The organism is Pseudomonas sp. O39 (assembly GCF_045447295.1).
Taxonomy (GTDB): domain Bacteria; phylum Pseudomonadota; class Gammaproteobacteria; order Pseudomonadales; family Pseudomonadaceae; genus Aquipseudomonas; species Aquipseudomonas antarctica_A.
The window spans coordinates 75,170-88,481 of record NZ_JBJGXV010000003.1 but is presented as its reverse complement, the minus strand read 5'-3'; the positions used below and the strand labels follow the sequence as shown (position 1 = coordinate 88,481).

The following is a 13,312-nucleotide window of genomic DNA, read 5'->3' as shown; positions in this document are numbered from 1 at the left end:
TCGCAGGCAAGCCAGCGCCCACATTTGATGTGGGTTGCTCAAACAGCTGCATCAGCTCAAACAGTCGCTGCAAACACCTCGCGAAAACGCGCCATCTCCTGCTTGTTCCCCACCGTCACCCGCACCCACTGCGGCCAGTTTTTCCACACCCGCCCGATCAAGACGCCGTGTGCAGCCAGCTTCTCGATGACCTGCTCCGCCGGTTGCTTCACATCGATCATGAAGCAGTTGCTCTGCGACGCGGTGCAGGTAAACCCTCGGTCCTTGAGCCACGCCACGGTTTCATCGCGCAACTGGGTGTTGAGCGCCTTGCGTTGCGCCGGCAGCTTGGGGTCTTCCAGGCTTGCCCGGGCGCCGAGCAACGTCGAGGCAGCCGGCACGTTGTCGCCGCCGAACACTGCCAGACGCTCCAGCAGTGCCGGGGCGCCGATTGCCAGCCCGAGGCGTGCGCCGGCCATGCCGTATATTTTGGAGAAGGTGCGCAGCACCAGCAAATCGTCGTGGTCCTTGACCCAACTGACACAGCTTTGGGCGTCGGAGAAGTCGATGTAGGCCTCGTCCACCACCAGCACACTGCCTTTGGGCTTGTTCGCCAATGCCTGGCGGATCACTTCGGTGGGCGTGACGGTGCCGGTCGGATTGTTGGGATTGCACAGGTACAGCATGCCCGCCTGGGGATCGGCGGCGAGCATGGCTGGCACATCATGGGCGTGACGCGCATCGAGGTTCACTTCCCGCACCGGCGCCTTCCACGACTCGGCCGCCTGGCGCGGCACTTCGTAGGACGGCGTGGCCATTACCAGCCCGCGGCTCGGGCTGGTAAACGCCAATACGGCATAGCGCAAGGCCGCCATGGAACCGGCAAATACCGCGACCTGTTCTTCGGCAATGCCTTGCTGGCGGGCAAACAGGCCGGCCAGGGCATACATGTGGCCGTAGGGGTAACGCCCGGAGCTGCCGATGCCGCGCTGCATCGCCTCGCGAGCGGCGTCCGAGGGGCCATAGGGGCTTTCGTTATAGTTGAGCCGCACCGTGTCAGCCGCTGCCGGTGACGGGCTGGCAACCGCCCAATCGAGGCGCCCCAGCACCGGCAAAGCGGCACCGAAGGCGAGAAGGGACCGGCGACTGACACTGACCATGGGGCTACTCCTTGTAGGCGGGTGATGAATTCGCACAGCACGTACAAAGGAGTATGACGAGGCAGGTGTCGGCTGATTTAGCTCAGCTGCAGCTTCTGCTTCAGGCTCTGCATGACATCCGCCTTGTTCTGCAGGTAGTCACTCAAGCCTCGCGCGCGCAGGTTGCACGCGTCACAATTACCGCAACCGGCGCCAATGATGCCGTTGTAGCAGGTCAAGGTCTGGTGCTGAACCAGTTCCAGTTGGTGGTGGTAGTCAGCCAGCGCCCAGGTCTCGGCCTTGTTCAGCCACATCAGCGGGGTGTCCAGGCGCAGCGTGTAATCCATACCCAGTTCAAGTGCCTTGTTCAGCGCCTTGACGAACTCATCCCGGCAATCGGGGTAGCCCGAGAAGTCGGTTTCGCACACGCCGGTAATCACGGTTTCAGCTTTAACCTGATAGGCGTAGATCGACGCCAAGGTCAGGAACAGAATATTGCGGCCCGGCACAAAGGTGCTTGGCAGGCTTTCGCCTGAGCTGTTCACGGTCGGCACGGGAATGTTGTCGCGGGTCAGGCTGCTGATGGCCAACTCGTTGAGCAAGGACACGTCCATCACTTTATGAACGGTTGCCCCCAGTTGTTGTGCCAAGCGCTGTGCGACTTCAACTTCCGCCACATGACGCTGGCCATAATCGAAGGTAATGCAGTGCACCTCGTCATACAGCGGCAGCGCCTGGATCAAGCAGGTGGTCGAATCCTGCCCGCCACTGAAGACCATAACGGCTTTTTTACTCATCACGTTGCTTCCTGCATTTGTAGAAGGTGGGAATAGTTTAAAGGGCATGCCATAAAAAACCCCGCGCTTCTTGCGAAGGCGGGGTTTTTTAATGCTTGAACGATCAGTGAGCGTAGGTCAGCAACAGCTCTTTCGGCACTTGGAAATCCAGGGACATCATCACGCTGAGCGCGGTGATGGTGAAGATCGAGAACACGAACAGCTTGCGCGCCCAGACAGTGTCATCCACTGCCTTGTAGCCGGTCCAGGCCATGTACAACCAGTACATGCCCATGGCGGCGGCGACGGCGAGGTAGCTCATGCCGGCGTAGCCACTGAAGGTCAACATCAAGGTCGCCACAAGGAAGGCCAGGATGTAGAGCAGGATGTGTTTCTTGGCAACCTGGATGCCACGCTTGACCGGCAGGACCGGAATCGAAGCAGCCAGGTAGTCATTGAAGCGGAAGATCGCGATGGCATAGGAATGCGGCATCTGCCACAGGCTGAACATCACCAGCAGCACCAGCGCGGCCATGTCGAAGCTATTGGTTACAGCCACATAACCAATCACCGGCGGCATCGCCCCCGACAGACTGCCCACCAGCGTGCCGTGAACCGACTTGCGCTTGAGGTACAGGCTGTAAAGGCCGACGTAGATGACAAAGCCGATCACGGCAAACAGCGCCGCCAACGGGTTGGCCACCTTGTACAACAGTGCCACACCGGCAACACCCAGGACGGTCGCGTAGATCAGTGCCAGTTTCAGGGAGATAAGGCCCTGGACCAGCACACGATTCTTGGTGCGTTCCATCTTGATATCAATGTCGCGGTCGATGCAGTTGTTGAACACGCAACCGGAAGCTACCACCAGGGACGTACCGATCATTGCCGCCAGGAAGATGGCCAGATCGACATGTCCCTTGGAGGCCAGGAAGAAACCGCCTGCCACAGAAAGCACGTTACCGAAAATGATCCCCGGTTTGGTGATTTGGATAAAGTGCTTAAGCGACATCGGGTCTTACCTCACTTCGCCATCATGAACGTATGGATGCTGAACATGATCCATATCGACAGGCCAACCAGCAGCAGGATCACAAGACCTGCGAACACGAATGCAATCACGTTATCGCGCTGCTCTTTGGAGCGATCCAGGTGCAGGAAGTACACCAGGTGAACCAGAACCTGAATCACCGCGAACGCCAGAACGATCATCAAGGTGATCGACTTCGGCAAGGTTGGGTACATCACCAGGCCGAACGGGATCAGGGTCAGGATTACCGACAGGATGAAGCCGATAGCGTAAGACTTTACGCTGCCGTGGCTCGCATCATGGCTGTCATGGTCATGGGAGTGTGCATTAGCCATTACAGGGTCCCCATCAAGTAGACGACGGTGAATACGCAGATCCAGACCACGTCCAGGAAGTGCCAGAACAGGCTCAGGCAGCTCAGGCGGGTCTTGTTGGTGTTGGTCAGGCCGTGTTTATTGACCTGATACATCATCACCGCCATCCACAGCAGGCCGGCAGATACGTGCAGACCGTGGGTGCCTACCAGCGTGAAGAACGCAGACAGGAAGCCGGAACGGTGCGGGCCGTAGCCTTCGGAGATCAGCAGGTGGAACTCGTTGACCTCCATGCCGATGAAGCCCAGGCCGAACAGGAAGGTCAGTGCCAACCAGCTCAGGACGCCTTTCTTGCTGCCCTTGTAGAAGGCCAGCATGGCGAAGCCGTAGGTGATCGAACTGAACAACAGCAAGGCGGTTTCGCCGAGCACGTAAGGCAGTTCGAAGATGTCGTGGCCCGACGGGCCACCCGCTACGTTGTTTACCAGTACCGCGTACACCGCGAAGATCGACGCAAACAAGATGCAGTCGGTCATCAGGTAGAGCCAGAAACCGAAAACGGTCATCGGCCCCGAGTCGTGGTGATGGTCATCGTGCCCATGGTCATCGACATGGGCGTGTCCAGCATTGGTCACTAAGTTCGACATGGTTTAAGCCTGTTCCAACGAGGTTTCTACACGGTTGGCCGGGATTTTCTTCTCGGCTACCAGGCGAGCGTGTTGCTCGGCTTCGATGCGCTCGATCGTTTCGACCGGCACCATGTAGCCTTGATCATCACGGGCAGCGTGAATGATGAAGTAACCGATAGTGCCAACCAGGCCCACGATTGCCAGCCACCAGATGTGCCAGATCATCGCGAAACCGAACACGGTCAACAGCGCACCCATCACCACGCCAGTGGCGGTGTTGTTTGGCATGTGGATCGGCTCGTAGTGCTTGGGCTGCTGGTACGCAGTACCGTCTTCCTTCGCTTCGGTGAACGCATCGATCGTGTTCGCAGTAGGAATCACAGCGAAGTTGTAGAACGGCGGTGGCGACGAAGTCGACCATTCCAGGGTGTGGCCATTCCATGGGTCGCCGGATTCGCACATGTTCTGCTTGCGATCACGCACGCTCACATACAGTTGGATCAGCTGGCAGGCGATACCCGCAGCAATCATCACCGCACCGAACATGGCGACGTACAGGTACGGCACCCACTCAGGGTTGGTCGTAGCGTTCAGACGACGGGTCATGCCCATGAAGCCCAGAGCGTAGAGCGGCATGAACGCAACGAAGAAGCCCGAGATCCACAACCAGAATGCAGCCTTGCCCCAGCCTTCGTGCAGCTTGAAGCCGAACGCTTTCGGGAAGTAGAAGCTGAAACCAGCGATGTAACCGAATACAGCACCACCGATGATCACGTTGTGGAAGTGAGCGATCACGAACAGGCTGTTATGCAGTACGAAGTCAGCACCCGGGATGGCCAGCAGTACGCCAGTCATGCCGCCGATGGCGAAGGTCACCATGAAGCCCAGGGTCCACAGAACCTGGCTGGTGATACGCAGACGGCCGTGGTAGATGGTGAATAGCCAGTTGAATAGCTTCACCCCCGTCGGGATGGAAATCAGCATCGTCGCCAGGCCGAAGAAGGCGTTGACGCTCGCCCCCGAGCCCATGGTGAAGAAGTGGTGCAGCCAAACCATGAAGCCCAGTACGGAGATCGCGCCGGAGGCGTAGACCATCGAGTGGTGACCGAACAGGCGCTTGCCGGTAAAGGTCGAGATCACTTCAGAGAAGATACCGAACGCTGGCAGGATCAGGATGTACACCTCAGGGTGACCCCATGCCCAGAACAGGTTCACGTACATCATTGGATTGCCACCAAGTTCGTTGGTGAAAATGTGGAAATCCAGGTAACGGTCAAGCGACAGCAGCGCCATGGTAGCGGCCAGGATCGGGAACGAAGCCACGATCAGGACGTTGGCCCAGGTGCAGGTCCAGGTGAAGATCGGCATGTCCATCAGTTTCATGCCAGGGGCGCGCATTTTCAGGACGGTGGCCAGGAAGTTGACCCCCGTCAGTGTCGTCCCGAGTCCTGATAACTGTAGCGCCCAGATGTAGTAGTCCACACCTACGCCAGGGCTGTACTGGATACCCGACAATGGCGGATACGCAACCCAACCGGTCTTGGCGAATTCGCCGACGCCCAGCGACAGGTTGATCAGCACAACGCCGGACACCAGCAGCCAGAAGCTCAGGGAGTTCAGGAACGGATAGGCAACGTCACGCGCACCGATCTGCAGCGGCAAGGCAAGGTTCATCAAGCCGGTGAAGAATGGCATCGCCATGAAGATGATCATGATCACACCGTGAGCGGTGAAGATCTGGTCATAGTGTTCAGGCGGCAGGTAGCCAGGCGAACCCTCGGTGGCCATGGCCAACTGGGTACGCATCATGATGGCGTCGGCAAAACCACGCAGCAGCATGACCATGGCAACGATGACGTACATGACACCGATTTTCTTGTGGTCGACAGACGTCAACCACTCGGTCCACAGGTAGGTCCATTTCTTGAAATACGTGATTGCAGCAAACAGTGCCAGACCACCCAGCGCGATCATGGCGATGGTCACCATCACGATCGGCTCGTGGAACGGGACCGCATCCCAACTTAATTTACCAAACATCGTTTACTCCTCTGCCCCAGCAGTTGAATGCGAGCCCGTGTCAGAACCTTCAACCACGGCCACTTCTTTCTTCTCGTGCTTGACCGGCTTGCCTGGCTTCATACCTTCGTACTTGTCGACGATTTTCTGAAACAGGTCCGGCGTGTACGCGGAGTACAGAGCGGCTGGGTTGTTCTGGCTTGGTTTGGCAAGGGCATCGTATTCAGCTTGATCAAGCTGTTTAGGTGCGGCCTTGACTTTGGCTACCCAGGCGTCGAAATCTTCCTGGCTTGTCGAGATCGCTTTGAATTTCATGCCGGTGAAGCCAGCGCCGCTATAGTTGGCGGAGATGCCTTCCATTTCAGCTTTCTGGTTGGCGATCAGGTGCAGCTTGGTCTGCATGCCTGCCATTGCGTAGATCTGGCCGCCCAGAGCTGGGATGAAGAACGAGTTCATCACGGCGTCGGAGGTGATCTTGAAGTTCAGCGGAGTGTGTTCCGGGAACTGGATTTCGTTAACAGTGGCGATACCCAGGTCCGGGTAGATGAACAGCCACTTCCAGTCCAGCGCAACCACTTCGATGTTGATCGGCTTGACGTCGGATTCCAGCGGACGGTACGGGTCCAGTGCGTGGGTGGACTTGTAGGTCACATAACCCAGGGCAATGATGATGAGGATCGGCACCAGCCACACTGCGACTTCGATCTTGGTGGAGTGCGACCACTTCGGCGCGTAGGTCGCGCTGGTGTTCGACGCACGGTATTTCCAGGCGAAGGCGAAGGTCATGATGATCACGGGGACCACGACCAGCAGCATCAGCAGGGTGGCGGTGATGATCAGGTTTCGTTCATCCAGACCGACCTGTCCTTTTGGGTCGAGCAAGGTCCACTTGCAGCCTCCCAGCATTAACATCATGCCAAGCAGCGGCAAAAAGCCTAGTAATCGGGGGTACCTGTTTTTACTCATCTCACGACCTCTAAAGCAGCTTGCGCAATGCAGTTGGGTTTTGATCGCCAACACTTCACCCTGCCAAGGGTTGGCATTTCTCTTCGATTGAATAAGAGCCTGCCCGGCACGCCATAAATGGACGTTTCACGGACCTGCGGTGAGTTCTTATTCGATTTCGTGGTTAAAGGCCTTGTTACAGACCAATTCCATTTGGTGCGGAAAGTTGAAAGGCTGCCGGAACCTGGGGTCGCACAGAGCCATCCCTCTGCCCCTCGACCGCTCCAATGCTCAAATATTGAACAGCACCGGACATCCAGTGCGGGCGATTGTAGTTAGCTAGCGATGTATAAACCATGTCTTATAAAGAAATAATTTTTATCGATTCCAGCAACAATCCTTCACCATTCCTGCAAAGGTTCGCGATCTTATCGTGTTCGATTCTCCACAAAAACCACAAAAATTGCCGTGTTATTGAGCACAGCCCCTCAACCCTTACACGCTGTAAGGGCATGCAAAACGCATCCAAGTCCCCATAATACAAGGCATTCGGACATCACCGAACGGCTCGAACCATGCGGCACTCGCGGCATCATTCAAACCACGAACTGACAGCACAATTTGGCCGTGTGGCGCAAATTTAAGGGCAGGCCCGACGCACCAGAAACGTCCTGCGGCGGCTTCCGTGTGACAACATGTCGCACGCTGCGCGCACCTCAAGTTGCCCCTCGTCACAGCGCTTTCACAAATCCCTACAAACAAAAACGCCCCGGCCTTCCTTCAAGGAGGGCCGGGGCGTTTCAGTGAACGGGCTCAGGCGTTGGGTCGACGATTCCGGTAAATGCCCAGTGGCACCAGAATCACCGTCAGCACGAACGCCACCAGCGCCCATTGCGCCAGCGACAGGCCGAGGATCGGCGGGTACGGCGTGCTGCAGAAGCCATCAACCTGGAACCCCAGCGGGAACACCTTGGCCAGCGGCAAGTCATCAACAATCGGCTGCAGCACATCGATGCCGCAGCTGACTTGCGGGAAGAACTGGGTGTACACATGGTGGCCGGCCACAGCGACGCCGCCCAGCGCACTGAGTACGACCAACCCTTCAAACAGCGTGACTGCGCCTTTGCGGCGCATTGCAGCCCCGATGAACGCAAATACTGCAATCAACAACAAGGCATAGCGCTGCAGGATGCACAGCGGGCACGGCGCCTCGCCCAACACGACTTGCATGTACAGCGCACCGCCGATCAGCGCCAGGCAGATGATGCCCAGCAACACCAGAAAGCGCCGCTCCCTGCCTATACGCAATTCGTCACTCATCCCCGTTTCCCTTTACCTGATTATGGTTTATGCCTGATGGCCGCAAGTTTACACACAGGGGATGGTTAAAACAGAAGGGGGTTAACAGCGGATTAATCAGGGGGAAATGGAGGAGCAATGTGGGAGCGGGCTTGCTCGCGAAGGCGGCGTGTCAGTCGACATTTAAAGTGACTGATCCACCGCTTTCGCGAGCAAGCCCGCCCCCACAATTGGGCAGCGTCGTTTCCGGACAATTATTCCAGCGCCGCAGCCGGGCCGAAGAACTCGTAACGGGCTTGTTGCTCGGGAACGCCCAGAGCCTTGAGGTGGCGTTTGATCGCCACCATGAAGCCTTTAGGGCCCAGGAAGTAGGCGTCCAGGTCGCGCTGTTCGGGCAACCATGCCGCCAGTTGCTCCTGGCTCAGCATCCCGACCTTGTCCGCCGCAGGGCTTACGCCGTCGTCCTCGGCATAGCAGTAAAAGCGTTTGAGTTGCGGGTGCCTGGCCGCCAGGGCGTCCACCCAATCACGGAACGCATGCACCCCGCCGTTACGGGCGCAGTGGATAAAGTGCACCGGGCGCTCAGTCGCCAAGGCCGCTTCGAGCATTGGCAGGGTCGGGGTAATGCCCACGCCACCGCTGATCAACACCAGCGGTTTATCGCTGGCGACCAAGGTGAACTCACCCGACGGCGGGAACAGGTCAATGGTCGCGCCGACGTGCATTTGGTCATGCAGGAAGTTGGACACCCGGCCACCGGCCTCGCGTTTGACGCTGATGCGGTAAAGGCCCGCGTCGCTCAAGGCTGACAAGGAGTAATTACGGCGCACTTCTTCGCCGTCAACCACCAGCTTCATGCCAATGTACTGGCCCGGCGCGGCGGCCAGGATCGGGCCGTTGTCCACCGGGGCAAAATAGAACGAGATGATCTCGTCACTCTCCTCCACCCGCTTCACCAGCAGGAACGGCCGTGCACCGCGCCAGCCGCCCGGGGCCTGGGCTTTTTCGTCGTAGATGGCGGCTTCGGCGCCGATCAGGATGTCGGCCAACTGGCCATAGGCGGCGCCCCAAGCGCTCAGCACCTCAGGCGTGGCAATTTCGTTGCCGAGCACTTCGGAGATGGCACGCAGCAAGCAGGCGCCCACAATTGGGTAGTGCTCCGGGAGGATTTGCAAGGCCACGTGTTTGTTAATGATCTTGGCGACCAGGTCGCCCAGTTGGTCCAACTGGTCGATATGCCGCGCGTACATCAGTACGCCATTGGCCAGGGCGCGGGGTTGGTCGCCGTTGGCCTGATTGGCCTGGTTGAACAGCGGGCGAACCTGCGGGTACTCGCTGAGCATCATGCGGTAGAAATGCGTGATCAGCGCTTCGCCGCCGCTTTCCAACAGGGGCACAGTGGATTTGACGATGGCACGGTCTTGGGCACTAAGCATGGCAGACTCCTGGGTCTTATTACTGAATGCCTTTACTTACTCAGTATTCATGCCAACTTATTATTGTTTATTTTTCAATGACTTAAATATTAAGTAGTCAATATGACTTCCTACGCAATATAGTCACAAGGACTACAAGGAGTCATTATGACTGCGCAATCGCTGCTCACCACCCTGCTGCCCCTCGTCGCCGACCTGTCCCGCGAACTGCCCGAAAGCGAGCGCTATCGGCGCCTGCTGCAAGCCATGCGCGCCCTGCTGCCATGCGACGCCGCTGCGTTGTTGCGCCTGGACGGTGAATGGCTGGTGCCCCTGGCGGTGGATGGTTTGAGCCTCGACACCCTCGGTAGGCGCTTCAAGGTCAGCGAACACCCGCGCTTCGCCGTGCTGCTGAGCAGCCCCGGGCCTACCCGTTTTGACAGCGACAGCGAACTGCCCGACCCCTACGACGGTTTGGTCGATGGCCTGCATGGGCACCTGCAAGTGCACGACTGCATGGGCTGCCCGCTGTTTATCGACGACAAACCCTGGGGCCTGCTGACCCTCGACGCGCTGGACACCGAGCGTTTCGAGCGCGTCGAACTGGATGCCCTGCAAGCCTTCGCCAGCCTGGCGGCGGCCACGGTCACCGTGGCCGAACGTATCGAGCGCCTGGCGTTGCGCGCCGAAGATGAGCATCAGCGTGCCGAGATCTACCGCCAGGCCAGCGGCCAGCAGCACAAGGAAATGATCGGCCAGAGCAAGGCGCACAAGCGTCTGGTCGAGGAAATCACACTGGTCGGTGGCAGTGACCTGACCGTGCTGATCACCGGCGAGACCGGCGTGGGCAAGGAGCTGGTGGCCCAAGCCATTCACGCAGCATCGCCCCGCGCGGATAAGCCGATGATCAGCCTCAACTGCGCCGCCCTGCCGGAAACCCTGGTGGAGAGCGAACTGTTTGGGCATGTGCGCGGCGCCTTTACCGGCGCGCTGAATGAGCGTCGCGGCAAGTTCGAGCTGGCCAACGGCGGTACCTTGTTTCTGGATGAAGTCGGCGAATTGTCGCTGACCGTGCAGGCCAAGCTGCTGCGCGTGCTGCAAAGTGGCCAGTTGCAGCGCCTCGGTTCGGACAAGGAACATCAGGTGGATGTGCGCCTGATCGCCGCGACCAACCGCGACCTGGCCGAAGAAGTGCGCAATGGCCGCTACCGTGCCGACTTCTATCACCGCCTGAGCGTGTACCCGCTGCAAGTGCCGGCGTTGCGCGAACGCGGTCGCGATGTACTGCTGCTGGCGGGGTTCTTCCTGGAGCAGAACCGCTCGCGCATGGGCTTGGGCAGCCTGCGCCTGAGCAGCGATGCCCAGGCGGCATTGCTGGCCTATAACTGGCCGGGCAACGTGCGGGAGTTGGAACATTTGATCGGACGCAGCGCACTCAAGGCCCTGGGTAACTGCCGCGAGCGTCCGAAAATTTTGAGCTTGAATGCGCAAGACCTGGACCTGCCCGACGTCAGCGCGCCGCCGGAGATCGAAGCCCAGGCCGAGGCAGTCCCGGTTGTCACCGGCGACCTGCGCCAGGCCACCGAGCATTACCAACGCCAAATCATCAGCGCCTGCCTGGAACGCCACCAGCACAACTGGGCCAGCGCCGCCCGCGAACTCGGCCTGGACCGCGCCAACCTGGGCCGCATGGCCAAGCGTCTGGGCCTCAAATAAACCAACGGGGTTGCCAAGCGGCGGTAGACACCTCGGTCCATGTGGGAGCGGGCTTGCTCGCGAATGCGGCGTGTCAGGCAACAACTCTGGCACTGATACACCGCTTTCGGGAGCAAGCCCCCTCCCACATTAGATTGCCTTCGCCTTGTAGACAGGGGTCACAGGCTTGGGCTTACGAAACACCAGCACATTCCCCAACATCACCAGCACCAACCCCATCAGCGCCGGGGCCGTCCACTGATACCCCTCGGCAAACGCCGACACATTCAGCGCCACCACCGGGAACAACACCGTGCAGTACGCCGCGCGCTCCGGCCCCATGCGGCCAACCAGCGTGAGGTAGGCGGTAAAACCAATCACCGACCCCGGAATCACCAAGTACCACAATGCGCCGACATAACGCGCACTCCAATCCATCTCGAACGGAATCCCGCGCACCGCGCAGTAGGTTGCGAGCATCGCCGAGCCATACGCCATGCCCCAGGCATTGGTGGTCAGCGGCTTGAGCCCGGCCTTCTGTTGCAGGCTGGAGAGCATATTGCCCGCCGAAAAACACATCGTGCCCAACAAGGCCAAGCCCAGGCCGAGCAAGGTCTGTGGGCTGGCGGTGTGCCCCGCCAATTCCGGCCAGAACAAGAAACCCAGGCCCATCAACCCGAGCGCGCCGCCCATCAACACGTTCCGCGCAACCCGCTGGCCAAAAAACACCCGGGCATTGAGGGCGTTCCACAGCGTGGCCGTGGAGAACACCACCGCGACCAGGCCACTCGGAATCCACTGGCTGGCGGTGAGAAAGCACATGAAGTTGACGCAGAACAGGCACAGCCCTTGCGCCAGGCAGATCAGGTGCCCGCGACGGTTCATCACCTGCAACTTGCGACTCAGCAGCAACAGTACAAACAGCACCAGCGCCGCCAGGCCAAAGCGGTAGACGATCGACACCGGAATCGCCACGACGCCCAGTTGCCACTTGAGTGCAATCCACGTGGTGCCCCAGATCAGCACGGTGAGTAAATACAGGAAAAGGTTCATAGCGGGCTCCGTCGATTGAGCCACAGTGTCACCCGCCACCCCGGGAGCGCTCTTGCACATTCTTGCGCTTTTGTCGGGCAGTGGGCTCACAGCGCCAGCGGCGCGGAGTAGGATGCAAGGCGTCGGAGAGCACACGCCATGCCTGATCTGGAATCCCTGCAAGTCTTTCAAGCCCTCAACCGCTCGCCCAACGCTCGCCTGGAAGCCTGCGCCGAGCTCGGTGACGGCTTGTCTGCGGCCTTGTGGAGCAACCATCACGACTCGCAGGATTACCAGGCGCCCAGCCATCACACCTTGTCCTGCTACATCGGCGGCGGCACCGGCACCTTTCGCCGCGACCAGCCGGGCACCAAGGGCGGCCCCGACAAGCTGTGCATCCTGCCGGCCGAACACCAGTCGGCCTGGGTGATCAACGGCGAGATCCGCCTGGCCCACGTGTATTTCAGCCCGGAACAATTCGCCCTCGGCTGCGTCACCCTGCTCGACCGCGAACCACGCGAACTGCAACTGCGCGAAAGCACGTTTCTCGAAGACGCAAGCCAGGCCCGGCGCTTTCACCAATTGATCGCCCTCAACTGGCACGAGCCCGCCGAGCGCCTGCTGACCAGCAGCCTGGCCCATGAAATGCTCAGCCACACCTTGCTCAGCCAGGTAGGCGCGCGTGACGGCCTGCGCCTCAAAGGCGGGTTGGCCGCGCATCAGCGGCGGCTGTTGGTGGACTACATCGACCACCACCTGGAGGACCCGATCAGCCTGGGGCAACTGGCCGGCCTGTGCGCGCTGTCGGAATACCATTTCGCGCGGATGTTCCGCCAAAGCTTCGGCTTGCCGCCCCATCAATACCTGCTGGCGCGACGGCTGGTTCGTGCACAAACCCTATTGCGCGGTGGCGCCCTGCCCCTCGGTGACATTGCCTGGATGTGCGGTTTCTCCAGCGCCAGCCACTTCACCCATCGTTTTCGCCAAGCCATGGGCGCGACGCCCGGTGAATACCGCCAGGCCTTCTGCACCGCCTGAAC

General features: G+C 59.5%; 12 protein-coding genes and 1 pseudogene. 3 read left to right on the top strand and 10 right to left on the bottom strand.

Going from position 1 to position 13,312, the window contains the following annotated elements; genetic code table 11:
• Positions 1–56: 56 nt before the first annotated feature.
• The 7 genes from ACI77D_RS05225 to cyoA form a co-directional block, all read right to left on the bottom strand.
• Positions 57–1,139, bottom strand: a complete 1,083-nt coding sequence (locus ACI77D_RS05225) for a pyridoxal phosphate-dependent aminotransferase (RefSeq protein ID WP_407016179.1) — start codon at positions 1,137–1,139, stop codon at positions 57–59.
• 77 nt (positions 1,140–1,216) lie between these two features.
• Positions 1,217–1,915, bottom strand: a complete 699-nt coding sequence (gene queC / locus ACI77D_RS05220; RefSeq protein ID WP_064454074.1) for a 7-cyano-7-deazaguanine synthase QueC — start codon at positions 1,913–1,915, stop codon at positions 1,217–1,219.
• 103 nt (positions 1,916–2,018) lie between these two features.
• Positions 2,019–2,906 carry a heme o synthase gene (cyoE, locus tag ACI77D_RS05215; protein ID WP_014719864.1) on the bottom strand — a complete coding sequence of 296 codons (888 nt, stop codon included), beginning with the start codon at positions 2,904–2,906 and terminating at the stop codon, positions 2,019–2,021.
• A gap of 11 nt (positions 2,907–2,917) precedes the next feature.
• The gene (gene cyoD, locus ACI77D_RS05210; RefSeq protein ID WP_010206434.1) at positions 2,918–3,259 is read right to left on the bottom strand and encodes a cytochrome o ubiquinol oxidase subunit IV; all 342 of its coding nucleotides are present in this window, start codon (positions 3,257–3,259) and stop codon (positions 2,918–2,920) included.
• Positions 3,259–3,885, bottom strand: coding sequence for a cytochrome o ubiquinol oxidase subunit III (locus ACI77D_RS05205; RefSeq protein WP_016971084.1), 627 nt, complete (start codon positions 3,883–3,885; stop codon positions 3,259–3,261). The genes cyoD and ACI77D_RS05205 overlap by 1 nt, the downstream gene beginning before the upstream one ends.
• Positions 3,886–3,888: 3 nt before the next feature.
• Positions 3,889–5,907, bottom strand: coding sequence for a cytochrome o ubiquinol oxidase subunit I (gene cyoB, locus ACI77D_RS05200; RefSeq protein WP_064454075.1), 2,019 nt, complete (start codon positions 5,905–5,907; stop codon positions 3,889–3,891).
• A 3-nt stretch (positions 5,908–5,910) separates the two neighbouring features.
• On the bottom strand, positions 5,911–6,852 hold the full coding sequence (gene cyoA / locus ACI77D_RS05195) for a ubiquinol oxidase subunit II (RefSeq protein WP_064454076.1): 942 nt from the start codon (positions 6,850–6,852) through the stop codon (positions 5,911–5,913).
• A 27-nt stretch (positions 6,853–6,879) separates the two neighbouring features.
• On the opposite strand from cyoA, the pseudogene ACI77D_RS05190 reads away from it, so the two are divergent.
• A pseudogene (locus ACI77D_RS05190) lies at positions 6,880–7,170 on the top strand (hypothetical protein).
• 474 nt (positions 7,171–7,644) lie between these two features.
• On the opposite strand, the gene ACI77D_RS05185 reads toward ACI77D_RS05190, so the two are convergent.
• Positions 7,645–8,151 (bottom strand): disulfide bond formation protein B, encoded by a 507-nt coding sequence (locus ACI77D_RS05185; protein ID WP_407016178.1) that lies wholly within the window; start codon positions 8,149–8,151, stop codon positions 7,645–7,647.
• Positions 8,152–8,384: 233 nt separating this feature from the next.
• Positions 8,385–9,566: an NO-inducible flavohemoprotein gene (gene hmpA, locus ACI77D_RS05180; RefSeq protein WP_221295622.1), complete on the bottom strand. Its 1,182-nt coding sequence runs from the start codon at positions 9,564–9,566 to the stop codon at positions 8,385–8,387.
• Positions 9,567–9,713: 147 nt separating this feature from the next.
• Between hmpA and norR the strand changes: the two genes are divergently transcribed.
• Entirely contained in the window at positions 9,714–11,261 is a 1,548-nt protein-coding gene (gene norR / locus ACI77D_RS05175; RefSeq protein WP_064454079.1) for a nitric oxide reductase transcriptional regulator NorR, read from the top strand.
• Between the two features lie 129 nt (positions 11,262–11,390).
• Here norR and ACI77D_RS05170 read toward each other — a convergent pair whose 3' ends face one another.
• Complete coding sequence (locus ACI77D_RS05170; RefSeq protein WP_221295623.1) at positions 11,391–12,293, bottom strand: DMT family transporter; 903 nt, start codon at positions 12,291–12,293, stop codon at positions 11,391–11,393.
• A 138-nt stretch (positions 12,294–12,431) separates the two neighbouring features.
• Between ACI77D_RS05170 and ACI77D_RS05165 the strand changes: the two genes are divergently transcribed.
• Positions 12,432–13,310 (top strand): helix-turn-helix domain-containing protein, encoded by an 879-nt coding sequence (locus ACI77D_RS05165; RefSeq protein ID WP_221295624.1) that lies wholly within the window; start codon positions 12,432–12,434, stop codon positions 13,308–13,310.
• Positions 13,311–13,312 lie beyond the last annotated feature (2 nt).

Coding starts and splice junctions, on each gene's coding strand:
- ACI77D_RS05185 (WP_407016178.1), bottom strand. CDS start 8,151: ATGAGTGACGAATTGCGTATAGGCAGGGAGCGGCGCTTTCTGGTGTTG.
- ACI77D_RS05225 (WP_407016179.1), bottom strand. CDS start 1,139: ATGGTCAGTGTCAGTCGCCGGTCCCTTCTCGCCTTCGGTGCCGCTTTG.
- cyoB (WP_064454075.1), bottom strand. CDS start 5,907: ATGTTTGGTAAATTAAGTTGGGATGCGGTCCCGTTCCACGAGCCGATC.
- queC (WP_064454074.1), bottom strand. CDS start 1,915: ATGAGTAAAAAAGCCGTTATGGTCTTCAGTGGCGGGCAGGATTCGACC.
- ACI77D_RS05170 (WP_221295623.1), bottom strand. CDS start 12,293: ATGAACCTTTTCCTGTATTTACTCACCGTGCTGATCTGGGGCACCACG.
- cyoD (WP_010206434.1), bottom strand. CDS start 3,259: ATGGCTAATGCACACTCCCATGACCATGACAGCCATGATGCGAGCCAC.
- cyoE (WP_014719864.1), bottom strand. CDS start 2,906: ATGTCGCTTAAGCACTTTATCCAAATCACCAAACCGGGGATCATTTTC.
- norR (WP_064454079.1), top strand. CDS start 9,714: ATGACTGCGCAATCGCTGCTCACCACCCTGCTGCCCCTCGTCGCCGAC.
- hmpA (WP_221295622.1), bottom strand. CDS start 9,566: ATGCTTAGTGCCCAAGACCGTGCCATCGTCAAATCCACTGTGCCCCTG.
- cyoA (WP_064454076.1), bottom strand. CDS start 6,852: ATGAGTAAAAACAGGTACCCCCGATTACTAGGCTTTTTGCCGCTGCTT.
- ACI77D_RS05205 (WP_016971084.1), bottom strand. CDS start 3,885: ATGTCGAACTTAGTGACCAATGCTGGACACGCCCATGTCGATGACCAT.
- ACI77D_RS05165 (WP_221295624.1), top strand. CDS start 12,432: ATGCCTGATCTGGAATCCCTGCAAGTCTTTCAAGCCCTCAACCGCTCG.